General features: G+C 65.7%; 16 protein-coding genes. 12 read left to right on the top strand and 4 right to left on the bottom strand.

Features of this window, described 5'->3' with window-relative positions:
• The 3 genes from CXK94_RS11245 (at window position 1) to CXK94_RS11255 (ending at window position 5,602) form a co-directional block, all read left to right on the top strand.
• Window positions 1–1,656, top strand: a complete 1,656-nt coding sequence (locus CXK94_RS11245; protein ID WP_037043997.1) for a ShlB/FhaC/HecB family hemolysin secretion/activation protein — start codon at window positions 1–3, stop codon at window positions 1,654–1,656.
• A 469-nt stretch (window positions 1,657–2,125) separates the two neighbouring features.
• Window positions 2,126–3,964, top strand: a complete 1,839-nt coding sequence (ilvD, locus tag CXK94_RS11250; protein WP_102894413.1) for a dihydroxy-acid dehydratase — start codon at window positions 2,126–2,128, stop codon at window positions 3,962–3,964.
• 249 nt (window positions 3,965–4,213) lie between these two features.
• Window positions 4,214–5,602, top strand: coding sequence for a uracil-xanthine permease family protein (locus CXK94_RS11255; protein ID WP_037044001.1), 1,389 nt, complete (start codon window positions 4,214–4,216; stop codon window positions 5,600–5,602).
• A 9-nt stretch (window positions 5,603–5,611) separates the two neighbouring features.
• Here the strand turns inward: CXK94_RS11255 and CXK94_RS11260 are convergent, their stop codons facing one another.
• On the bottom strand, window positions 5,612–6,721 hold the full coding sequence (locus CXK94_RS11260; protein WP_102894414.1) for an NAD(P)/FAD-dependent oxidoreductase: 1,110 nt from the start codon (window positions 6,719–6,721) through the stop codon (window positions 5,612–5,614).
• A 98-nt stretch (window positions 6,722–6,819) separates the two neighbouring features.
• Here CXK94_RS11260 and CXK94_RS11265 point away from each other — a divergent pair, with 98 nt between their 5' ends.
• Complete coding sequence (locus CXK94_RS11265; protein ID WP_102894415.1) at window positions 6,820–7,275, top strand: metallophosphoesterase family protein; 456 nt, start codon at window positions 6,820–6,822, stop codon at window positions 7,273–7,275.
• On the opposite strand, the gene CXK94_RS11270 is transcribed toward CXK94_RS11265, so the two are convergent.
• Both CXK94_RS11270 and CXK94_RS11275 read right to left on the bottom strand, forming a co-directional pair.
• A complete protein-coding gene (locus CXK94_RS11270; protein ID WP_037043994.1) occupies window positions 7,268–7,915 on the bottom strand; it encodes a YitT family protein in 648 nt (215 codons plus the stop codon). The genes CXK94_RS11265 and CXK94_RS11270 overlap by 8 nt on opposite strands.
• Window positions 7,916–8,005: 90 nt before the next feature.
• The gene (locus CXK94_RS11275) at window positions 8,006–8,521 is read right to left on the bottom strand and encodes a dihydrofolate reductase (protein WP_180984415.1); all 516 of its coding nucleotides are present in this window, start codon (window positions 8,519–8,521) and stop codon (window positions 8,006–8,008) included.
• A 148-nt stretch (window positions 8,522–8,669) separates the two neighbouring features.
• On the opposite strand from CXK94_RS11275, the gene CXK94_RS11280 reads away from it, so the two are divergent.
• The 3 genes from CXK94_RS11280 (at window position 8,670) to CXK94_RS11290 (ending at window position 12,629) form a co-directional block, all read left to right on the top strand.
• On the top strand, window positions 8,670–9,776 hold the full coding sequence (locus CXK94_RS11280) for a glycerophosphodiester phosphodiesterase (protein WP_102894417.1): 1,107 nt from the start codon (window positions 8,670–8,672) through the stop codon (window positions 9,774–9,776).
• A gap of 92 nt (window positions 9,777–9,868) precedes the next feature.
• Window positions 9,869–11,263, top strand: coding sequence for a DUF2868 domain-containing protein (locus CXK94_RS11285; protein WP_102894418.1), 1,395 nt, complete (start codon window positions 9,869–9,871; stop codon window positions 11,261–11,263).
• Window positions 11,256–12,629, top strand: coding sequence for a DUF3482 domain-containing protein (locus CXK94_RS11290; protein WP_102894419.1), 1,374 nt, complete (start codon window positions 11,256–11,258; stop codon window positions 12,627–12,629). Before CXK94_RS11285 ends, CXK94_RS11290 begins: the two co-directional genes overlap by 8 nt.
• Window positions 12,630–12,816: 187 nt before the next feature.
• Here CXK94_RS11290 and CXK94_RS11295 read toward each other — a convergent pair whose 3' ends face one another.
• A complete protein-coding gene (locus CXK94_RS11295) occupies window positions 12,817–13,737 on the bottom strand; it encodes a DMT family transporter (protein WP_102894420.1) in 921 nt (306 codons plus the stop codon).
• 91 nt (window positions 13,738–13,828) lie between these two features.
• Here CXK94_RS11295 and CXK94_RS11300 point away from each other — a divergent pair, with 91 nt between their 5' ends.
• The 5 genes from CXK94_RS11300 (at window position 13,829) to CXK94_RS11320 (ending at window position 22,816) form a co-directional block, all read left to right on the top strand.
• Window positions 13,829–14,794 (top strand): LysR family transcriptional regulator, encoded by a 966-nt coding sequence (locus CXK94_RS11300; protein WP_102894421.1) that lies wholly within the window; start codon window positions 13,829–13,831, stop codon window positions 14,792–14,794.
• Between the two features lie 18 nt (window positions 14,795–14,812).
• Window positions 14,813–17,101 (top strand): type I restriction-modification system subunit M, encoded by a 2,289-nt coding sequence (locus CXK94_RS11305; RefSeq protein WP_256046032.1) that lies wholly within the window; start codon window positions 14,813–14,815, stop codon window positions 17,099–17,101.
• A 56-nt stretch (window positions 17,102–17,157) separates the two neighbouring features.
• Window positions 17,158–18,489, top strand: coding sequence for a restriction endonuclease subunit S (locus CXK94_RS11310; RefSeq protein ID WP_180984416.1), 1,332 nt, complete (start codon window positions 17,158–17,160; stop codon window positions 18,487–18,489).
• A complete protein-coding gene (locus CXK94_RS11315) occupies window positions 18,489–19,622 on the top strand; it encodes a Fic family protein (RefSeq protein WP_037043440.1) in 1,134 nt (377 codons plus the stop codon). Before CXK94_RS11310 ends, CXK94_RS11315 begins: the two co-directional genes overlap by 1 nt.
• A gap of 149 nt (window positions 19,623–19,771) precedes the next feature.
• Entirely contained in the window at window positions 19,772–22,816 is a 3,045-nt protein-coding gene (locus CXK94_RS11320; protein ID WP_102894423.1) for a type I restriction endonuclease subunit R, read from the top strand.
• Window positions 22,817–22,829 lie beyond the last annotated feature (13 nt).

A 22,829-nucleotide genomic window follows, 5' to 3' on the forward strand; every position in this document is an offset into this window, starting at 1 on the left:
ATGCGTGTGGCCCCCAGCCTGTTGTCCGCAACCCTGCTCTCCACCTCGATAACGGTCGCCCAGGCGCAAGTCGCCCCGGATGCGGGCCAATCGATCCGCGATATCGAACAGACCCCGCTGCAATTGCCGCCCCGGCAGACCCTGGAACTGAACCTGCCCGACGCTCCGTCCAGCGAAGTCAAGGCCGGCGGGCCCAGCCTGCAAGTCAATGGCTTTACCCTGCAAGGCAACAGTGTCATCGCCAGCGACGAACTGCTGCCCCTGCTCGCCGACCTGCAAGGCCGCACGGTTTCCCTCGGCGAACTGCAGGCCGGCGCCAACCGCATCACCCTGCTGTACCGCGAGCGCGGCTATCCCCTGGCCCGCGCCTACCTGCCGGCCCAGGAGATCGACGGCGGCATCGTGCGCATCGCCGTGCTCGAAGGCCGTTACGGCGAGGTGCGGCTGGACAACCAGTCGCGCCTCAAGGGCGCGGCCCTGGCCCCGCTGGGCGCCTTGCAAGCCGGCGACGCGGTGCGCTCCGCGCCGCTGGAGCGCAGCCTGCTGCTCCTGCAGGACACCCCCGGCGTGGAAGTGAAATCCACCCTCAAGCCCGGCGCCTCGGTCGGCGCCACCGACCTGCTGGTGGACGTGCAGCCCGGCCCGCTGGTCTCCGGCTCGGTGGATGCCGACAACTACGGCAACCGCTTCACCGGCGAATACCGCCTCGGCGGCACGTTGAACCTCAACAGCCCCCTGGGCCTGGGCGACCGGCTGTCCCTGCGCGCCATGGGTTCGGACGAGGATCAGCACTACTACCGCGCCGCCTACCAGTTGCCCATCGGCCCCTGGGCCACCCAGGTGGGCGTGGCCTACTCGGACATGGACTACCAACTGGCCAAGGACTTCGGCGACCTGGATGCCCACGGCAACGCGCGCATCGCCAGTGTCTATGCGATCCAGCCCTTGATCCGTTCGCGCGACTTCTCGCTGTTCGCCCAGTTGCAGTTCGACGACAAGCGCCTGAAGGACGACATCGACCTGTTCGCGTCCAAGAGCGACAAGCGCTCGCGCGTGGTCACCGCCGCGCTCAACGGCAACGCGCGCGACAGCCTGCTGGGCGGCGGCCTCAGCAGCTTCGCCCTGGCCTGGAGCCAGGGCAGCCTGAACATCGACGGCGAGCTGGAACAACTGATCGACGACCTCAGCGCCGGCACCCGCGGGCGCTTCCACAAGCTCAACCCGAGCCTGGTGCGCCTGCAGCGCCTGAGCGACCGCTTCAGCCTGTACGCCCAGGTGCAGGGCCAGTGGAGCGACGCCAACCTGGACAGTTCGGAAAAACTCAGCCTCGGCGGCGCCTACGGCGTGCGCGCCTACCCGCAGGGCGAAGCCAGCGGCGACCAGGGCTGGCTGGCCAACCTCGAGCTGCGCTATGCGCTGACGCCGGCCTGGCAGCTCAACACCTTCGTCGACCACGGCCAGGTGCGGCTGAACAAGGACAGCTGGAGCAACGGCGACAACCACCGCAGCCTGTCGGCTGCCGGCGTCGGCGCGACCTGGGCCGACCACGGCTGGCGGATCAACGCCGTGGCGGCCTGGAAGCTCGGCAACGACGACCCGCAGAGCGACGTCGACCGCTCGCCACGGGTGTGGGCGCAGGTGGTGCGCTACTTCTGAGAACCTGTCCACGATCTACTGCGCGTCGGCCAGGCGGTCTTGGAAATGCCCTCGGAATGCTCATTTACAATGCAGAAACTCCGCTTCCTCGGGCATTTTCGCGGGGCCGCCCCAGGTCTTGCCTGGCTCTAGCTCGCGAGATCGTGAAGAGGTCCTCAGCCTGGTATGCCGGATACGCAACGCCCATCATCAAGACTGGCATTTGCCGCACCGGGGCAGACGAAAAACCCGTGCGCCCCGTGACCGCCCGGACAGCCAACCCTCCCTCTATCGCACCAAGCGGCGTAGAATCGCGGCATTCCTCGCCAACTATCCTCCGGCGGGCTTGTGAGCCCCGGCCGGGCGGGCGGTAACCCCCGCTGCGCACCGTGCCTTCCCCGAACTTTCGGCCATCTGCCGTTCGTCACCGGTCACAGACGCTCACGCAACGCACATAACCAGACACCTGATCTAGCCGCAGGAACCCGTCATGCCCGATTACCGCTCGAAAACCTCCACCCACGGCCGCAACATGGCCGGCGCCCGCGCCCTGTGGCGCGCCACCGGGATGAAGGACGAAGACTTCAAGAAGCCGATCATCGCCATCGCCAACTCCTTCACCCAGTTCGTGCCCGGCCACGTGCACCTCAAGGACATGGGCCAACTGGTGGCACGCGAGATCGAGAAAGCCGGCGGCGTGGCCAAGGAATTCAACACCATCGCCGTGGACGATGGCATCGCCATGGGCCACGACGGCATGCTCTATTCGCTGCCCAGCCGCGAGATCATCGCCGACTCGGTGGAGTACATGGTCAACGCCCACTGCGCCGACGCCATCGTCTGCATCAGCAACTGCGACAAGATCACCCCCGGCATGCTGATGGCCGCGCTGCGCCTGAACATCCCGGTGGTGTTCGTCTCCGGTGGCCCGATGGAAGCCGGCAAGACCAAGCTGGCCGCCCATGGCCTGGACCTGGTGGACGCCATGGTGGCCGCTGCCGATGACAGCTGCTCCGACGAGACCGTCGCCGAATACGAGCGCAGCGCCTGTCCCACCTGCGGCAGCTGCTCGGGCATGTTCACCGCCAACTCGATGAATTGCCTGGCCGAAGCCCTGGGCCTTGCATTGCCCGGCAACGGCTCGACGCTGGCCACCCACGCCGACCGTGAGCAACTGTTCCTGCGTGCCGGGCGCATCGCCGTCGAGCTGTGCCAGCGCTACTACGGCGAAGGCGACGAGTCCGTGCTGCCGCGCAACATCGCCAACCGCCGCGCGTTCGAGAACGCCATGACCCTGGACATCGCCATGGGCGGCTCGACCAACACCATCCTGCACCTGTTGGCCGCGGCCCAGGAGGCCGAGGTCGACTTCGACCTGCGCGCCATCGACGCGCTGTCGCGCAAGGTGCCGCAACTGTGCAAGGTGGCGCCGAACATCCAGAAGTACCATATGGAAGACGTCCATAGGGCGGGGGGCATCTTCAGCATCCTCGGCGAGCTGGCCCGCGGCGGCCTGCTGCACACCGACGTGGCCACCGTGCACAGTCCGAACATGGCCGAAGCCATCTCCCGCTGGGACATCACCCAGACCCGCGACGAAGCCGTGCACACCTTCTTCAAGGCCGGCCCGGCCGGCATCCCCAGCCAGACCGCGTTCAGCCAGAGCACCCGCTGGCCGAGCCTGGACCTGGACCGCGCCGAAGGCTGCATCCGCAGCGTCGAGCACGCCTACTCGCAGGAAGGCGGCCTGGCGGTGCTCTACGGCAATATCGCCCTCGATGGCTGCGTGGTGAAGACCGCCGGTGTCGACGAATCGATCCTGGTCTTCGAGGGCAGCGCGAAGATCTTCGAAAGTCAGGACGCCGCGGTGAAGGGCATCCTCGGCGACGAGGTGAAGGCCGGCGACATCGTGATCATCCGCTACGAGGGTCCGAAGGGCGGCCCGGGCATGCAGGAAATGCTCTACCCGACCTCGTACCTCAAGTCCAAGGGCCTGGGCAAGCAGTGCGCCCTGCTCACCGACGGCCGCTTCTCCGGCGGCACCAGCGGCCTGTCCATCGGCCACGCCTCGCCGGAAGCCGCCGCCGGCGGCGCCATCGGCCTGGTACGCGACGGCGACAAGGTGCTGATCGACATCCCCAACCGCAGCATCAACCTGCTGGTTTCGGACGAAGAGCTGGCGCACCGGCGCATCGAACAGGACAAGAAGGGCTGGAAACCCGCCGCTCCGCGCGCGCGCAAGGTGACCACCGCGCTCAAGGCCTACGCCCTGCTGGCTACCAGTGCCGACAAGGGTGCGGTACGCAACAAGGCGCTGCTGGAGGGCTGATGCCCGCGGCAAAAGCCCAGCCTGATGCCGCCATGTTGTACACATAAACGCCAGGCAATGCGTTTCCCCTCTCCCACAGCGGGAGAGGGGGGACTAAATATGCTCGACTGACAGTGCGCAGCATCGCGGCCCGACGCCGGGCTTCTTTATCGCCAGCCCGCGTGCGGCGTCCGGCCGCTGGCGGCGCATCGATTCGCACTGTTCCGATGGCGTTCGGGGCCGTAATATCGCGCCCTTTTGGACACCATCATGAGCGCTCTGGAAAATCGCCCCGCCTTCGACGCCCCGCATGATCTGCTCTACGGGCTCGACGACCGCCCGCGCCCCTGGCTGGCCTTCCTCGCCGCCCTCCAGCACCTGCTGGCGATCATCGTGCCCATCGTCACCCCTGGCCTGCTGATCTGCCAGGCCATCGGCGTTTCGCCCCGCGACACCAACGTCATCGTCTCGATGTCGCTGGTGATCTCCGGCATCGCCACCTTCGTCCAGTGCAAGCGTTTCGGCCCGCTCGGCGCCGGGTTGCTGATCGTCCAGGGCACCAGCTTCAACTTCGTCGGCCCGCTGATCGCCGGTGGCGTGCTGATGGTCAAGCAGGGCACGCCGGTCGAGGCGGTGATGGCGGCGATCTTCGGCGTGGTCATCGCCGGCTCCTTCATCGAGATGGGCGTGTCGCGCATCCTGCCGTTCGTCAAACGCCTGATCACCCCGCTGGTCACCGGCATCGTCGTGCTGATGATCGGCCTGACGCTGATCAAGGTCGGCCTGATCAGCATGGGCGGCGGCTATGCCGCGATGGGCAACGGCACCTTCGCCAACGGCGAGAACCTGCTGCTGTCGTGCGTGGTGCTGGGCGCCATCATCGTGCTCAACCGCCTGCCGCTGGCCTGGCTGCGCAGCTGCGCGATCATCATCGCCCTGGCCACCGGCTATGCGCTGGCGGCCTGGCTGGGCCGCCTGGACTTCACCGGCATGCGCGAAGCCGAGCTGTTCCAGGTGCCGATGCCGCTGCACTTCGGCCTGGGCTTCTCCTGGAGCCTGTTCATTCCCATGGTGGTGATCTATCTGGTCACCTCGCTGGAAGCCATCGGCGACGTCACCGCCACCAGCAAGATCTCCCGCCAGCCGGTCGAGGGCCCGCTGTGGATGCAACGCATCAAGGGCGGTGTGCTGGTCAACGGTGCCAACTCGCTGCTGGCCGGAATCTTCAACACCTTTCCCAGCTCGGTGTTCGCGCAGAACAACGGCATCATCCAGCTGACCGGCATCGCCAGCCGCTACGTCGGCATGTGGGTCGCGGTGCTGCTGATCGTGCTCGGCCTGTTCCCGGCTGTCGCCGGCGCACTGCAGGCGGTGCCCGAGCCGGTGCTCGGCGGCGCCGCCCTGGTGATGTTCGGCGCCGTGGCCGCGGCCGGGATCAACATCCTCGCGGGGGTGCAACTGGACCGGCGCGCGCTGCTGATCATCTCGGTGTCGCTGGCCCTCGGCCTGGGCTTCTCCCAGGTGCCGGAATTCCTCGCGCACCTGCCGGCTGCACTGCGCAACGTACTGGAATCCGGCGTGGCCACCGGCGGCATCTGCGCGCTGGTGATGAACTGGTTCCTGCCGGAAACGCCCACGTCCCGGCCCGCGCCGCTCTGAACGGCTGGGTCAGCCGGCGCCTTCGAGGCGCCGGCACACCTCATCGGCGATCGCCAGGCAGGCGGTCAGCCCCGGCGACTCGATGCCGAACAGGTTCACCAACCCGGGGACGCCGTGCTGCGCCGGGCCGTCGATGCGAAAGTCCGCCGCCGGCTCGCCCGGCCCGCTGATCTTCGGGCGGATGCCGCTGTAGGCCGGCTGCAACGCACCGTCCGACAGGCCCGGCCAGTAGCGGCGGATCGCCGCGTAGAAGCCCTCGGCGCGTTGCGGCTCGACCTGGTAATCGAGGCCGTCGACCCACTCCACGTCCGGGCCGAAGCGCGCCTGGCCGGCGAGATCCAGGGTCAGGTGCACACCCAGCCCGCCCGGCTCCGGCAGCGGATAGACCAGGTGAGTGAACGGCGTGCGCCCGGCGAGGCTGAAGTAGCTGCCCTTGGCGAAGAACTGCCGCGGCCGCCCTGCGGCGGGCAGGCCGGCGGTGCGGGCCGCCAGCAGCGGCGCGCCATGCCCGGCGCAGTTGACCAGGGTTCGCGCCAGCAACTGCAGCGGCTCGGCGCCACCGACCCGGACGCGCAATCCCGCATCCGTCAGCGCGATGCCTGCCACCGGCGCATTGAGCGCCAGCAGCGCGCCCTGGCTCTCGGCAGCGCCGAGCAGCGCCAGCATCAGCGCGTGACTGTCGACGATCCCGGTGCTCGGCGAGCGCAACCCGGCCACGGCCCGCAACTGCGGCTCCAACGCCAGCAGCTCGGCGCCGGTGAGTCGCTGCAGGTCGTCGACGCCATTGGCCCGCGCATGCTGCTGCAATTGCGCCAGCGCGGCGAGCTGGGCGTCATCGCTGGCGACGATCAGCTTGCCGCAACGCCGGTAGGGCACGCCGTGGCTGTCGCAGAAGGCGTACAGCGCCTGGCGCCCGGCCACGCACAAGCGCCCCTTGAGCGAGCCCTGCGGGTAGTAGATGCCGGCATGGATGACCTCGCTGTTGCGCGCACTGGTGGCCGTGCCGATGGCCGCCTCGGCCTCCAGCAGCAACACCTCGCGCCCGCCCAGCGCCAATGCGCGGGCCACCGCCAGCCCGACCACCCCGGCGCCCACCACCACACAGTCCACCCGCTCCATGCCTTGCTCCTCAACCGTTCCGGCCAAGCCTGCCGCAACCAGGGCGGCGGGCCAAGGGTCCAATGGCCTATCCTGCAGCTTTTCGAGGAAAACCCGGCATGCGCATCGGCCTGATCTCCGACACCCACGGCCTGCTCCGCCCCGAGGCGCTGGCGGCCCTGCAGGGGAGCCAGCAGATCATCCATGCCGGCGACATCGGCAAACCGGCGGTGCTCGACGGCCTGCGGGCGATCGCCCCGCTGCAAGCCATCCGCGGCAATATCGATAGCGGCGACTGGGCGCTCGCGCTGCCCGAACGGCTGGACCTGCGCATCGGCGGCCTCACCCTGCACGTGCTGCACGACCTCAAGCAGCTGGACATCGACCCGCTCGCCGCCGGCATCGACGTGGTGATCGCCGGCCACTCGCATCGGCCGAAGGTCGAACGACGCGACGGCGTGCTCTACGTCAACCCCGGCAGCGCCGGGCCGCGGCGTTTCAGCCTGCCCATCGGCCTGGCCTTGCTGGAGCTGGAAGAGGGCCAAGCGCAAGTCGAACTGGTGACGCTCAGCTGACGCCCATGTAGCGCCCGGCGCGGTGGTTGATCGCCAGCACCAGGTTCAGCGCCACCGCGCCGAGTACGGACAGGACAACCTTGTCCGCCGGCACGATGAATACCGCCGCCAGCACGATCGACGCATCGATGCCCATCTGCACGGTGCCGGCGCGCAGGCCGAAACGCTCCTGCAGGAACAGCGCGAGGATGTTCACCCCGCCGAGGCTGGCACGGTGGCGAAACAGGATCAGCAGGCCGATGCCGATGACGAAGCCACCGAAGACCGCCGCATAGACCAGGTTGAGCTCGGTGAAGCGCACCCATTGCGGGGTCAGCTCGGCGAACAGCGAGACCAGCCCCACCGCGCAGACGGTGCGCAGGGTGAAGGTCCAGCCCATGCGCCAGATCGCCAGCGCGTAGAACGGCAGGTTGAGCAGGAAGAAGGCCGGGCCGAACGACCAGCCGGCCAGGTACTTGAGCAGGAAGGCCAGGCCCACGGTGCCGCCGGTCAACAGCCCGGCATGGCTGTAGAAGGCGATGCCGAGGGCGACCAGCGCGGTGCCGGTGAGCAACGCCAGGGCGTCCTCCCAGAGCGGATGACGGACGAATATCGCGGCGACGCGCTCGGCTTCCGCGGCTTCGGATTCGGTTGGCTGCATCGAAGGTGGTCTCGTTACGGCGACGGCGCGCCAGGATAGAACCTGCCGCCCGCAGCGGCATTGGCGACGATCAAGTGGCGGCGATGCCGCTCAGCGCCGTTCCCAGGTTTCGAAACGATAGGCCGGCGCCTCGCCCTCGGCCGGCTGCGCCTGGCTGTCGACGCATTGCCATTCGGCTTCGTCGAACGCCGGGAAGAAGGCGTCGCCCTCGGGGCGGGCCTCGATGCGGGTCAGATACAGCCGCTGCGCCCGCGCCAGCGCCTGCACGTACAACTGCGCACCGCCGATCAGCATCAGCTCGCCGGCGCCCTGCTCGCGCGCCCACTGCTCGGCGCGCAGCAGCGCCGCGTCCAGCCCGGTGAAGGCTTCCGCACCATCGAGCTGCAGCTCCGGCTGGCGGCTGACCACCAGGTTGAGCCGGCCCGGCAGCGGGCGGCCGAGCGAGTCCCAGGTCTTGCGACCCATGATGATCGGCTTGCCGAGGGTCATGGCCTTGAAGTGCCGGAGGTCGGCCGGCAGGTGCCAGGGCATGCGGTTGTCGAGGCCGATCACGCGGTTGTCCGCGAGCGCGGCGATCATGGCGAGGGGGAGGCGGGTCTGGTTCATGGCGGCGAGCATAACAGAGCGCCGCGTCGTCCTGCAGCGCCAGCCGTTCGTCGGCTGCAGCGCCTGGAAACGTCGGCGACAGCGCGGCGTCAGAGCCCGGTCATGCAATGGGCCCAGGCTATGATTTCCAATCCGAGGAGATGCCGACATGGCCCGCACCACCACCGCTTCCCTTCGCCACTGGCTGGCCGCCTGCAGCCTGCTGCTGCCGCTCGCCGGCTTCGCCGCCCCGGCCGACAGCACGGCGCAGCGTCACGCCGAACCGGCCCCGCTGGTGATTGCCCACCGCGGCGCCAGCGGCTACGTGCCGGAGCACACCCTGGCGGCCTACGCCCTGGCGGTGTTCCAGGGCGCCGACTACATCGAGCCGGATCTGGTGATGACCCGCGACGGGCAGATCGTCGCCCGCCACGACAACGAACTGGGGCTGACCACCGACGTCTCCCGCCACCCCGAGTTCGCCGACCGCAAACGCACCCAGCAGGTCGACGGCGTCACCCTCACCGGCTGGTTCAGCGAGGACTTCACCCTCGCCGAGCTGAAGACCCTGCGCGCCATCGAGCGCATCCCGGAAATCCGCCCGGGCAACGCCCGTCTCGACGGCAGCCTGGAAATCCCGACCCTGCAGCAGATCATCGACCTGGTGAAAACCCTGCAGCTCAGCCAGGGCCGGCGCATCGGCCTGTACCCGGAAACCAAGCATCCGACCCACTTCCAGCAGCTCGGCCTGGCGATGGAAAAGCCGCTGGTGCGCATCCTCACCCGCAACGGCTACGTCGGCCGGCAGGCACCGGTGTACATCCAGTCCTTCGAGGTGGACAACCTCAAGACCCTGAGCCGCCTGACCCAGTTGCGCCTGGTCCAGCTGTTCGGCGCAGGCCAACCCTACGACCAGCAGGTGCGCGGCAGCGAACTGACCTATGCACGGATGGCGACCCCGGCCGGATTGAAGGCGATCGCCCGCTACGCGGCCGGCGTCGGCCCGGACAAGGGCTATCTCATCCCGCGCGACGCCAACGGCAACCTGGGCGCGCCGACCCGCTTCGTCGCCGACGCCCACGCCGCCGGGCTCAAGGTGCACCCCTATACCTTCCGAGCCGAGAACGCCTTCCTCCCGACCGGCCTGCGCAGCAGCGACCAGCCGACCGCACGCGGCGAGATCGAAACGGAAATCCGCGCCTTTCTCGACGCCGGCATCGACGGCCTGTTCATCGACCAGCCGGATATCGCCGTGCGCCTGCGCAACGCCGACTGACGGCCACAGCGGGGAGCCGCAACGGCTCCCCGTTTCCCCGTTCCGCGCGGCAGCGGTTATCCTCAGGGCTCGACCCGCCAGCGAGAAGCCGCGTGACCGTCCGCCCCTCTCCCGATCTCACTCCGCTCGACCGAATCTGGCTGACCGAAGCCGTGCGCCTGCGCGAAGAGCATGCCGGGCCGCTGGAGGACGAGGAAGCCATTCGCCAGGCTCGCGCCCGGGGCGGCGACCTGGCGGCGCTGATCGAACACCGCGCGCTCTGGCTGGCGCACCGCGACGGCCTGCTCGATGCCCGGCAACACTGGCGCCAGGGCGTGCGCCTGGCCGGCCTGGCCCTGGCGTTGCTGGCGGTCTGCACCGGCGCGGGGCTGGCCTGGGCCGCGCTGGGCGACGGCCAGCGGCCGGTCAACGTGTTCTGGGCGCTGGGCAGCCTGCTCGGGCTGAACCTGCTGACCCTGCTCGGCTGGCTGCTGGGCTTGCTCTTCATCGGCGACAGCGGCGGCGCGCTGGGGCGGCTGTGGCTCTGGCTCAGCGAGAAGCTGGCGCGTGACGCCCGCGCCGTGCAGCTAGCGCCGGCGCTGCTCGCCGTGCTGCAGCAGCGCCGCCTCGGCCGCTGGCTGCTCGGCATCGGCGTGCATGGGCTGTGGCTGCTGGCGATGACCAGCGCCCTGCTCACGCTGCTGGCCCTGCTGGCGACGCGCCGCTACGGCTTCGTCTGGGAGACCACCATCCTCGGCGAAAACGCCTTCGTCACCCTTACCCAGGCCCTCGGCGCGCTGCCGACGCTGCTCGGCTTCGGCATACCGGACGTCGAGCAGATCCGCGCCAGCGGCGCGCTGGGCAGCGATCTGGACAACGCCCGGCAGCACTGGGCCGGCTGGTTGGTCGGCGTGCTGCTGGTCTACGGCCTGCTGCCGCGCCTGCTGCTGGCCGGTTTCTGCCTGTGGCGCTGGCAACGTGGCCGCACAGCGCTGCGACTCGATCTGAACCTGCCGGCCTACCGCCTGCTGCGCGAACGCCTGCAGCCGCCCAGCGAGCGACTCGGCATCAGTGATGCAGCACCCGCCCAACTGCACGCTCCCAGCGCCGGCGCCCAGCTCGATGGCAGTGCCGGCGCCGTGCTGGTGGCCATCGAACTGGACGGCAGCCGCCCGTGGCCGCCGCCGTTGCCCAAGGGCGTCGCCGATGCCGGCATCCTCGACGACCGCGAGGGGCGCCGGCGTCTGCTCGACCAGCTCACCCGTTTTCCGCCGGCACGCCTGGCCATCGCCTGCGACCCGCGGCGCTCGCCGGATCGCGGCACGCTGGCGCTGATCGGCGAACTGTCGCGCTGCGCGGCAGCGACTCGCGTCTGGCTGCTGCAGGCGCCGCCGGGCGAGGCGCTGGACAGCGCGCGCCTGGAAGACTGGCACCAGGCGCTGGATGCCCTGGGCCTGGCGCATTCCAGCTGCGCGCCGCTGGGCTGGCTGGAGCACGGCCATGACTGACGCGCTGAAACTCGCCGTGGTCGGCCATACCAACGTCGGCAAGACCTCGCTGCTGCGCACCCTGACCCGCGACATCGGCTTCGGCGAGGTCTCGCACCGGCCGAGCACCACCCGCCATGTCGAAGGCGCGCGGCTGTCGGTGGACGGCGAGCCGCTGCTGGAGCTCTACGACACCCCGGGGCTGGAAGACGCCATCGCCCTGCTCGACTACCTCGAACGCCTGGAGCGCCCCGGCGAGCGCCTCGACGGCCCGGCGCGCACCGCGCGCTTTCTCGACGGCAGCGAGGCGCGCCAGCGCTTCGAGCAGGAGGCCAAGGTGCTGCGCCAGCTCTTGGCCAGCGACGCCGGGCTCTACGTGATCGATGCCCGCGAGCCGGTGCTGGCCAAGTACAAGGACGAGCTGGCGGTGCTCGCCGGCTGCGGCAAGCCGCTGTTGCCGGTGCTCAACTTCGTCGCCCAGCCCGGCCATCGCGAGGAGGAATGGCGCCAGGCCCTGGCGCGGCTCGGCCTGCATGCGCTGGTGCGCTTCGACAGCGTGGCGCCGCCGCTGGACGGCGAGCGGCGGCTGTACGAAAGCCTGGCGCTGCTGCTGGAGCAGGCGCGACCGAAGTTGCAGCGGCTGATCGAGGATCACGAGGCCCAGGCCGAAGCACGCCTGGCCAGCGGCCAGCGGCTGATCGCCGAGCTGCTGGTGGATGTCGCCGCCTGCCGCCGCAGCGTCGCCGCGCAGGCGGAGCTGGAGCGCCGCGCCATCGGCGAGCTGCACGATGCGGTGCGCGTCCGCGAACAGCGCTGCGTCGAGGCGCTGCTGCGGCTGTATGCCTTCCGCCGGGAGGACGCCGAGACCCACGACCTGCCGCTGCTCGACGGGCGCTGGGGCGACGACCTGTTCAATCCGGAAACCCTGAAACAGCTCGGCGTGAAGATCGGCGGCGGCATGGCCGCCGGTGCCGCGGCGGGCGCCGGGGTCGACCTGATGGTCGGCGGCATCACCCTCGGCGCGGCGGCGCTGCTCGGCGCCATCGCCGGTGGCGGCGCGCAGACCGCGCGGCACTATGGCAACCGCCTGCTCGGCAAGCTCAAGGGCCAGCGCGAACTGAGCGTCGACGACGCCGTGCTGCGCCTGCTCGCCCTGCGCCAGCGCCAGCTGCTGGCGACCCTGGCCACGCGCGGGCACGCCGCGGTCGAGGCGATCCGCCTGGGCACGCCGCAGGACCGCAACTGGCGCGAAGGCAGCCTGCCGGAAGCCCTGCAACGCTGCCGCGCCCACCCCGAGTGGTCGGCGCTCAACCCCGCCGCCCGCCTGCAGGACGCCGAGCGCCAGGCGGCGCTGGATGCATTGCAGGCAGAACTGCGCCAGGAGTGAACCATCGCGCGGGTCTCGGCGGGCGCTGAGCACATCACCGTAGGTTGCGGTTGAGGTGCATGGCGCCGAAGCCCAACACTCCGGTATGCCCGCGAACCCGCAGGCATCGCTTATGCCGAAAGTCACGCCGCAACGGCTGTATCGCCGGGAACCTTGCTCGTTGGGCTTCGCTCAACCCAACCTACGCTCAGGCCCGCGTCGCCACGCCGTCGTCGATGCCAGCGGCGGGCCTGGTCGGCGCCGCCCGGCCGGAGTGCAGTGTCCATGCCGTCGCCAGCATGATCAGCAGGCCGCCCGCCCAGCCCATCGGCGCCAGCCGCTCGCCCAGCCAGAGCCCGGCGATGAGTGCGCCGAACAGTGGCTCGGAGCCCATCAGCAACGACACCCGCGTTGCGCTGCTGCGCCCCAGCGCGCGGTTCTGCGCAAACATGGCGAACAGCGTGGCGAACAGCACCAGATACAGCGTGCCGAACCAGAAGCCTGGCTCCACCGGCAGCGCCGGCAGTCCGCCCGGCAGCGACACGGCGAGCAGGATGCAGCCCGCCGCAACGACTCCACTCTGCACCGCAGTCAACGCCAGTGCCGGGATTTCCCGGCCGGCCGTCAATCGCCGGGTCAGGCAGACCAGCACCGCGCGCAGCAACGCGGCGGCCAGCATCAGCGCATCGCCGAGATTGAGCGACAGCTGCGGCCCGCCGGTCAGCAGCCAGACGCCCGCCAGCGACAGCGCGCAGGCGAGGAACAGCGTGTTGTGCGGCCGCTGGCGCAGCAGTAGCCATTCCATGAACGGTGTGATCACCACGCACAGGCTGATCAGAAACGCCGCATTGCTGGCGCTGGTCAGCAGCACGCCCCAGGTCTCGCAGAGAAAGATCACCAGCATCACCAGCCCCAGCGGCAGGCCGGGGCGCAGCGCCCGGCGACCGGCTCCGCGCAGCTGCGGCAACAGCAGGATGAAGGTCAGGCCGAAGCGGATCGCCAGGAAGCCCAGCACCGGGTAGAACAGCAGCGCTTGCTTGGCCACCGCGTAGCTGCTGCCCCAGATCAGCGCCACCATCAGCAGCATGCCATCGGCCAGCCACAGGCCTTGCTTCGTTGCGCCTTTCATTCCAATACCCTCGTTGCAACCATCGGGCGCCGATTGTCGATCTTGGCGCCTCAATCGATAATCCAGCGAAACAGCACAGGACCTGTTCCACATGGGAACGAATGACAACGCAGCCCTGCTGCCCTACATGGCGGTCTTCGTCCGCGTGGTGGAGGCCGGTAGCTTCTCCGCCGCGGCGCGCCTGCTGGGCAGCACGCCCTCGGCGGTGAGCCGGCAGGTGGCGAGGCTGGAGCAGGCGCTGGCGCTGCGCCTGCTCGAACGCACCACCCGCCAGCTGCGGCTGAACGAGGCGGGAGCGCAGTTCTATCAGCATTGCCGGGCCATGCTGGAAGCGGCCGAGGCCGCCATGGCCATCGGCGAGCGGCTGATGCGCAGCCCGCGCGGGCTGGTGCGCCTCAGCGTGCCGAAGGCCTATGGCAAGTTCGTCGTCAGCCCGCTGATGCCGGGGTTTCTGCAGCGCTACCCGGACGTCGACGTGCAGCTGCGGATCGACGACCGCAGCCCGGACCTGATCGAGGAGGGTTTCGACCTGCTGGTGCAAGTCACCGACCAGCCGCCCGCCGGCCTGGCCGGCAAGCCGTTCGAACCGGTGCGCCAGCTGCTCTGCGCCAGCCCCGACTACCTGCAACGGCACGGCGCGCCGCAGCACCCGCAGGATCTGCTGCGCCATAGTTGCCTGTATCTGGGAGAAAGCGCCGGCGACAACCGCTGGCATCTGCGCCGCGGCGAACGGCAGGAAGTGGTGACGGTGCGCGGCCGCTATATCAGCAACCATAGCGAGGCGCGGCTACAGGTGGCGCTGGCCCACCTGGGTATCACCTGCCTGCCGCACTTCACCGCCGCCGCCGCGCTGGCCGACGGCCGCCTGCGCGAGGTGTTGCCCGAGTGGCGCTACACCGGCTCGTACCAGGGCGCGGCCTGGCTACTGTGGCGGCAGAACCGCCACCTGCCGCCGAAGCTGCGGGTGCTGATCGATTATCTGAGCGAGGCGCTGACGCCGGCGCTAGCCCCCGTGCACAAGGTCGTTCGGCAGCATAAACTCCATCGTTTGCTTTAAGGCCCCCAAGGATCAGCAGTGGAACACCAGGAACTCTTCAAGAAACACAGCGACTTCATCTGGGACATCGCCAACCTGCTGCGCGGCCCCTACCGCCCACCGCAATATCGTCGGGTGATGATTCCGCTGACCGTGCTGCGACGCCTGGATTGCGTGCTGGAGGCCAGCAAGGACAAGGTTCTGGCGGAATACAAGCTGCTGAAGACCACCGACAAGTTCAGCGACGAACTGATCGAGAAGATGATTTGCCGCAAGTTCGACCTGAACTTCTACAACACCAGCGAATTCACCTTCAAAAAGCTGCTGGCCGACCCGAACAATCTGGCGCGCAACCTCATCAACTACCTCGCCGGCTTCTCCAGCAAGGCGCGCAAGATCCTCGACAAGTTCAACTTCGGCATCGAGATCGAGAAGCTTGAAGACGCCAACCGTCTGTTCGAAGTGATCAAGGCCGTCGCCGCCATCGACCTGCATCCCGGCCGCGTACCCAATATGGCCATGGGTTACATCTTCGAAGACCTGGTGCGGCGCTTCAACGAACAGGCCAACGAGGAAGCGGGGGACCACTTCACCCCCCGCGAAGTGATCAAGCTGATGGTCAACCTGCTGTTCAACGGCCAGGAAGAGGTCTACGCCGAAGGCAAGCACCTGCGCATCTACGACCCGACCTGCGGCACCGGCGGCATGCTGTCGGAGTCGGAAAAGTACATCCTCGCCGAAAACCCGCGAGCGGACGTCAGGCTCTACGGCCAGGAATACAACCCGGAGTCCTTCGCCATCTGCGGCTCCGACCTGATGATCAAGGCCGAAGACACCAACCACATCGTCTTCGGCGACACGCTGGGCACAGGCCGTAACCGCGAAGGCATAGTCGACGGCGACGGCCACCCCGACGAGACCTTCCACTACATGCTGGCCAATCCGCCCTTCGGCGTGGAATGGAAGCCCGAGCAGGACTATGTCACCCAGGAGCACAACAAGCTCGGCTTCAACGGCCGCTTCGGCGCCGGCCTGCCGCGCATCAACGACGGTGCCCTGCTGTTTCTCCAGCATATGCTCAGCAAGCGCGTGCCGAGCGAGGTCGAAGGCGGCGAACCGGGTGCGGGCTCGCGCATCGCCGTGGTGTTCAACGGCTCGCCGCTGTTCACCGGCGACGCCGGCAGCGGCGAGAGTAATATTCGCCGCTGGATCATCGAGAACGACTGGCTGGAGGCCGTGGTCGGCCTACCCGACCAGTTGTTCTACAACACCGGCATCTCCACCTATATCTGGATCGTCAGCAACCGCAAGAGCGCCAAGCGCAAGGGCAAGGTGCAGTTGATCAATGCCGCCGACTTCGCCTGGAAGATGAAGAAGAGCCTGGGCGACAAACGCAAGAAGCTCGGCGAAGGCGAGACCGAGAACGGTGGCTTCGAGCCCAACCATATCGACGCGCTGACTCGCATCCATGGCGAGTTCCAGCACGACCAGCGCCTGCGCATCAATGAGATCCAGACCAATATCGAGCCGGACCGCAAGAAGAAGCGTGATCCGAACAAGAGCGTGCTGGTCAGCAGGATTCTCGACAACCGCGACTTCGGCTACCTGAAGATCACCGTCGAGCGCCCGCTGCGCCTTAACTTCGCCATTACCGATGCGCGTATCCAGCAGGTCAGGGAAGGCAGCTTCTTTGCCGGCCTGGCCAGCAGCAAGAAGCGCAAGGACCTGGCCGCCAGCGCCGCGGAAATCGCCGCCGGCAAGGCCCAGCAGGCGAAAATCCTCGCCATTCTCGAAGGGCTCAAACCGCGCTTCGCCGCAAGCGAAGTGATCCGTAACCGCGACGAGTTCGAGAAGCTGTTGAAAGCCGCCTTCAAGAGCAGCGATATCGGCTGGAGCGCGCCGCTGAGAAAGGCCTTGCTGGCCAAGGGTGCCCTGGGCGAGCAGGACCCCGAAGCCGACATTTGCCAGGACGCCAAAGGCAATCCCGAGCCGGATGCCGACCTGCGCGACACCGAGAATGTCAGCCTGCCCACCGATATCGCCCTGCCCCTGCCGTTGGATTACGAAAGCAACGCCAACAAGGGCAAGGTGGACAAGAGCGCGCTGCTCAAGCGGGTGCGCCAGCACTGCCAGGACTATCTGGCCCGCGAAGTGCTGCCCTACCGTCCGGATGCCTGGATCGACTTCGACAAGACCAAGGTCGGTTACGAAATTCCCTTCAATCGCCACTTCTATGAGTACGAAGCCCCGCGCCCGTTGGCTGAGATCGAGGCGGAGATCAAGGCGCTGGAAGGCGAGATTATGGCCATGCTGAGTGAGGTGGTTTGATGGGGTATCGGAGGTATCCGGAATATAAGAAGTCGGGAATTGAGTGGCTGGAGCAAATGCCTAGCCACTGGGGCGTCGAGCGCTTGAGGTTTTCTATTCAGACTAACCCCACAAAATCTGAAATTAAACATTTGAGCGAAAACCTATCGGTCTCTTTTGTACCTATGGAGGCTGTTGGGGAGCTCGGTGGTCTGTGCCTTGATGTCGAGAAGGAAATTTCAGAGGTTTCGAATGGGTACAGCTATTTTGCAGATGGCGATGTACTGATAGCAAAAATCACGCCTTGCTTTGAAAATGGCAAAGGGGCTATAGCTAAAGGCCTCACCAATGGCGTTGGTTTTGGCACAACTGAATTCCATGTGCTGCGCTGCGAAAGCTCTATGAATCGCAACTATCTTTTTTACCTGAGCGTCTGCCATGCGTTTAGAGAGATAGGTGCATCGCAAATGCTGGGAGCCGGTGGGCAGAAGCGAGTCACGGATGACTTCATTAGAGACTTTCGGGTGGGGCTTCCTTCGCTGCTAGAGCAGGAAATAATTTCAGATTTCCTCGATTATAAAACTGCAAAAATTGACCGTTTGATCGAGAAAAAGAAAGAGCTGATTGAAAAGCTTCAAGAGCAACGCATCGCCACAATAACCCACGTAGTTACCAAAGGAATAGACATCAATGTAAAGATGAAAAAATCTGGCATTGAATGGCTGAACTCTATTCCTCAGCACTGGCAGCTAGGCCGGATAAAAGAGTACTCAAGCACAATATCAAAAGGCACAACCCCTTCAACCGAGGGGCATGATACTTTAGAAGATGGCCCCGTCAGATTTATAAAAGCCGAAAACATTGCAAGCCAAGCAATCAGCGAGGCTCCCAAAGTATTCATTAGCGAAGAAACAAATAGAAAATTATCTAGATCAACCCTCAAACAAGGTGATTTGCTCTTTGTGATTGCAGGGGCGACATTGGGGAAAGTTGCGATAATTGATGACTCAATCCTGCCAGCCAACATCAATCAAGCAATCGCTTTCATTCGGCCCAAATCTTCACTGAGCAGTCACTATCTTTGTTACTGGCTGGAATCAAGTTTTATTAAAGAAATTACATGGCTATATGCGGTTCAATCTGCGCAACCAAACTTGGCGATGGGAGTCTTGGGGCGTTTTCCAATCCCCCTGCCGCCCAAAGTGGAACAGGAAGCCATAGTTCAGTTTCTTAATCTTAAGACTGTTGGTTTCAACTCTATGCTTGAGAAAACCCAACAAGCCATCACCCGCCTTCAGGAATACCGCGCCGCCCTAATCACCGCCGCAGTCACCGGTCAGATCGATGTGCGCAACTGGCAGGCGCCGGAACCGATACAAGAACCCGAAGCAGACAAGGAAGTCGCCTGATGCAAGTCGAACAGTTCCGCTCCGGCCAGTGGCTGCAGCAGTACCAGTACAAGAGCTTTTCGCCGACGCCGATCAACTGCGAATGGCAGTGGCTCGACCCGCAGCTCAACACATTGCTGGAGCGCGCCTCGCGGGCGCTGGCGGAGCTGAATGCGCTGTCGCTGATGGTGCCGGACGTGGACTTGTTCATCCGCATGCATATCGCCAAGGAGGCCAACACCTCCAGCCGCATCGAGGGCACCCAGACGCAGATGGACGAGGCGCTGATGCGCCGCGAGCAGGTGGCGCCGGAGAAGCGCGACGACTGGCAGGAGGTGCAGAACTATATCGAGGCGATCAATACCGCCGTCGACGACCTCAAGCAGTTGCCGTTGTCCATCCGCGTGCTCAAGCAGACCCATGCGGTACTGATGCAGGGTGTGCGCGGCGATCATAAGATGCCGGGGGAATTTCGCACCTCGCAGAACTGGATTGGCGGCAGCAACCTGAACAACGCCGTGTTCGTGCCGCCGCATCCGAACGAGGTGCCCGAGCTGATGGGCGACCTGGAGAAGTTCTGGCACAACGAGCAGGTGCAGGTGCCGGACCTGATCCGCATCGCCCTGAGCCATTACCAGTTCGAGACCATCCACCCCTTTCTCGACGGCAACGGCCGCATCGGCCGCCTGCTGATCACCCTGTATCTGGTGGACAAGGGCCTGTTGCACAAGCCGGCGCTGTACCTGTCGGACTTCTTCGAGCGCAACCGCGGGGCCTATTACGACGCCCTGACCGTGGTGCGCAGCTCCAACGACCTGCTGCACTGGCTGCGTTTCTTCCTGACCGCCGTGGTGGAAACGGCCACCAGCAGCAAGAACACCTTCATGGCGATCATGACCTTGCGCCATGAGGTGGAACACCAGATCCTCAGCCTGGGCAAACGAGCGGAAAACGCCAAGAAACTGCTGCTGCACCTGTACCAGCGACCCATGGTCAGCATTGGCGACGTCTCGGAGATACTCGACGTGACGCATCCGAGCGCTGCTGCCCTGGTGAAACAACTCGAAAGTCTGGACATTTTGGTGGAAACCACTGGCTATGGACGCAACCGGCTGTACCTGTTCCAGCGCTACTTCGACCTTTTTATGGCCTGAAAGCCCAGGCAGGCTTACACACAGAAATCCATATGTAAGAAACCGCCTTAAAACCTTACATATGTATTTATGTATTTAAGGATCACTCGGCCAGACTTACACATGCGCTATGCAAGAAAGCACCCACCAAGCTCACAGAAGGATCGACCGTGGCCAAGAAGCACAGCGAAGCGCAATTCGAGGACGCCATCGAGTATTCCCTGCTGCACGAGGCCGGGCTGAGCCAGGGCCAGAGCCAGGATTTCGACTCCGCCCGCGCGATGGAGCCGGCCCAGGTGTTGGACTTCATTCAACGCACTCAGCCCAAGGCATGGCAGGCATTGCAGGCCATCCAAGGTGAAGGCGCCAGCGCCCTGGTGCTCGACAGCCTGTGCAAGGAGTTGGATACCAAGGGCATGCTCAAGGTGCTGCGCCACGGCTTCAAGTGTTACGGCAAGCTACTGCGGGTGGCCTTCTTCGCGCCGAGCAACGGCCTCAACCCGGATACCCTGGCGCTCTATACGCAGAATCGCGTATCGGTGACCCGCCAGCTGTACTTCTCCGAAAAGGACAACAAGTCGCTGGATCTGGTGCTGTTCATCAACGGCCTGCCCATCGTTACCGCCGAGTTGAAGCACGCGCTGTCCGGCCAGACCGTCGAAGACGCCAAGCTGCAGTACAAGACCCAGCGCGACCCGCAGGAGAAGCTGTTCGAGTTCAAGAAGCGCGCCCTGGTGCATTTCGCCGTGGATCAGGACCTGGCCTTCATGACCACCCGCTTGTCCGGCGGCAAGACGGTGTTCCTGCCGTTCAACCTGGGCTGCCCGATCACCTCGACCGAAACCGGTGCCGGCAACCCGCCGGCCGCCGACGGCGGCTACCGCACCAGCTATCTGTGGCGCGAGGTGTGGCAACGCGACAGCCTGCTGGATATCGTCGGCCAGTTCATGCACCTGCAGGAGGACGAGAAGCGCATCGTCGTCGATGGGGCGGTCAAGAAAATCCGCAAGGAAACCATGATCTTCCCGCGCTACCACCAGCTCGATGCGGTACGCCGGCTGATCACCCACAGCCGCAGCCATGGCAGCGGGCACAACTACCTGGTGGAGCACTCGGCGGGCTCGGGCAAGTCCAACTCCATCGCCTGGCTGGCCCATCGCCTGTCCAGCTTGCATGACGCCGGCGACGGCAAGGTGTTCGACTCGGTGGTGGTGATCACCGACCGCCGCGTGCTGGATCAACAGCTGCAGGACTGCATCTACCAGTTCGAACACAAGCAGGGCGTGGTGCAGAAGATCGACGAAGACACCAGGCAGCTGGTGCAGGCGCTGGCCGGCGGCACGCCGATCGTCATCACCACGCTGCAGAAGTTTCCCTTCGTCAACGAGACCCTGGAGAAGCTCAACCAGCAGGGCAACCCCAACGCCCTGGCGATCAGCACCCAGGGCAAGCGCTATGCGGTGATCATCGACGAGGCGCACAGCTCGCAGTCCGGCGAAACGGCGATGGACATGAAGTACGTGCTCAACCGGCACGGCATCGAGGAAGCCGCCGCGCAGTATCGCGCAGACAACCCCGACGAGGAGAACGACGGCGTGCTGCGTGAGATGCTCAAGCGCGGCCGGCAGGCCAATATCAGCTTCTATGCCTTCACCGCCACGCCCAAGTACAAGACCAAGCATGTGTTCGACGAGCCGGGGCCGAACGGCCTGGCACCCTTCCACAAATACGGCATGCGCCAGGCCATCGAGGAGCGCTTTATCCTCGACGTGCTGGCGCACTACACCACCTACCAGACCTACTACAAGCTGACCCAGTCCGCCGCCAACGACCCGCAGGTGCAGCGCAAGAAGGCGGCGCTGGCCCTGGCGCGCTTCCTGACCCTGAATCCGCACAACATCAACCAGAAGACCGAGGTGATGGTCGAGCACTTCCGCACCCATGTGCGGCACAAGATCGGCCAGCGGGCCAAGGCCATGGTGGTCACCGAATCGCGCCTGCACGCGGTGCGCTACAAGCTGGCCTTCGATGCCTATATCTCTAGCAAGGGCTACACCGACGTGAAATCCCTGGTGGCTTTTTCCGGCAGCGTGGAAGACCCGGACTTCAAGGACAAGACCTACACGGAAGTGAGCCTGAACGGCGGCATTTCCGAGCGCGAGCTGCCGGAGACCTTCGCCGGTGAGGAGTACCGAGTGCTGCTGGTGGCGGAGAAGTACCAAACCGGATTCGACCAACCGCTGCTGCACACCATGTACGTGGACAAGAAGCTCTCCGGCATCCAGGCGGTGCAGACCCTGTCGCGCCTCAATCGCATGGCGCCGGGCAAGGAAGACACCTTCGTCCTGGATTTTCGCAACAAGCCCGAGGAAATCTTCGCGGCGTTCAAACCCTATTACGGCGAGACGCCCTATGAGGCGCTGACCGATCCACAGCACCTGTACCGCCTGCAGCATCAGATCGAAGAACTGCAGCTGATCTACGCCGACGAGGTACGCGACTACTGCGCGCTGTACTTCGCCGGCAAGCGCAAGGAAAGCGTGCACGACCAGGCCAGGATGAACGGCATCCTCGACCTGGCGGTGGAGCGATTCAAGCGGCTCGACGAGGAGGAGCAGTTGGAGTGCAAGGGGCTGCTGGTCAACTTCCGCAACCTGTATGGCTTCCTCTCTCAGGTAATGCCCTACCAGGATTCCGAACTGGAGCGCCTGTACACCTACCTGCGCTTCCTGCTGACCAAGCTGCCGCGCGATGCCAGCGGGCCGGGCTACCAGGTGGACGACGAGGTCACCCTGGAGTACTACCGGCTGCAGAAGATCAGCGAGGGCAGCATCGACCTGACGCAAGGCGAAGCCACCGCGCTAAAGGGCCCGAGCGATGTCGGCACCGGCCGGCCAGGCGACGAGGAGGTGCCACTGTCGGAGCTGGTCAAGGCATTGAACGAGCGCTTCGGCACCAACTTCACCGAGGCGGATCAGCTGTTCTTCGATCAGATCGAAGCCGAGGCCATCGCCAACGAGGACTTGGAAAAGGCGGTCAATGCCAACTCGCTGGAAGACTTCGGCTATGTGTTCCGCAAAGCCTTCGAAGGGCTGGTGATCGACCGCATGGAAGGCAACGAGGAAATCTTCACCCGTCTGATGGCCGATGGCGACTTCCGCGATCTGGCTTCGGAACATCTATTGAGGAAGGTGTACAGGGCGCTACGCAAATAGCACCCTACACCCC

This window comes from Stutzerimonas stutzeri (genome assembly GCF_002890915.1).
In the GTDB taxonomy this organism is placed as follows: domain Bacteria; phylum Pseudomonadota; class Gammaproteobacteria; order Pseudomonadales; family Pseudomonadaceae; genus Stutzerimonas; species Stutzerimonas stutzeri_AF.

Excerpts from the sequence above, each read along its gene's own strand:
- CXK94_RS11245 (WP_037043997.1), top strand. The coding sequence starts at position 1 with ATGCGTGTGGCCCCCAGCCTGTTGTCCGCAACCCTGCTCTCCACCTCG.
- ilvD (WP_102894413.1), top strand. The coding sequence starts at position 2,126 with ATGCCCGATTACCGCTCGAAAACCTCCACCCACGGCCGCAACATGGCC.
- CXK94_RS11255 (WP_037044001.1), top strand. The coding sequence starts at position 4,214 with ATGAGCGCTCTGGAAAATCGCCCCGCCTTCGACGCCCCGCATGATCTG.
- CXK94_RS11260 (WP_102894414.1), bottom strand. The coding sequence starts at position 6,721 with ATGGAGCGGGTGGACTGTGTGGTGGTGGGCGCCGGGGTGGTCGGGCTG.
- CXK94_RS11265 (WP_102894415.1), top strand. The coding sequence starts at position 6,820 with ATGCGCATCGGCCTGATCTCCGACACCCACGGCCTGCTCCGCCCCGAG.
- CXK94_RS11270 (WP_037043994.1), bottom strand. The coding sequence starts at position 7,915 with ATGCAGCCAACCGAATCCGAAGCCGCGGAAGCCGAGCGCGTCGCCGCG.
- CXK94_RS11275 (WP_180984415.1), bottom strand. The coding sequence starts at position 8,521 with ATGAACCAGACCCGCCTCCCCCTCGCCATGATCGCCGCGCTCGCGGAC.
- CXK94_RS11280 (WP_102894417.1), top strand. The coding sequence starts at position 8,670 with ATGGCCCGCACCACCACCGCTTCCCTTCGCCACTGGCTGGCCGCCTGC.
- CXK94_RS11290 (WP_102894419.1), top strand. The coding sequence starts at position 11,256 with ATGACTGACGCGCTGAAACTCGCCGTGGTCGGCCATACCAACGTCGGC.
- CXK94_RS11295 (WP_102894420.1), bottom strand. The coding sequence starts at position 13,737 with ATGAAAGGCGCAACGAAGCAAGGCCTGTGGCTGGCCGATGGCATGCTG.
- CXK94_RS11300 (WP_102894421.1), top strand. The coding sequence starts at position 13,829 with ATGGGAACGAATGACAACGCAGCCCTGCTGCCCTACATGGCGGTCTTC.
- CXK94_RS11310 (WP_180984416.1), top strand. The coding sequence starts at position 17,158 with ATGCCTAGCCACTGGGGCGTCGAGCGCTTGAGGTTTTCTATTCAGACT.
- CXK94_RS11315 (WP_037043440.1), top strand. The coding sequence starts at position 18,489 with ATGCAAGTCGAACAGTTCCGCTCCGGCCAGTGGCTGCAGCAGTACCAG.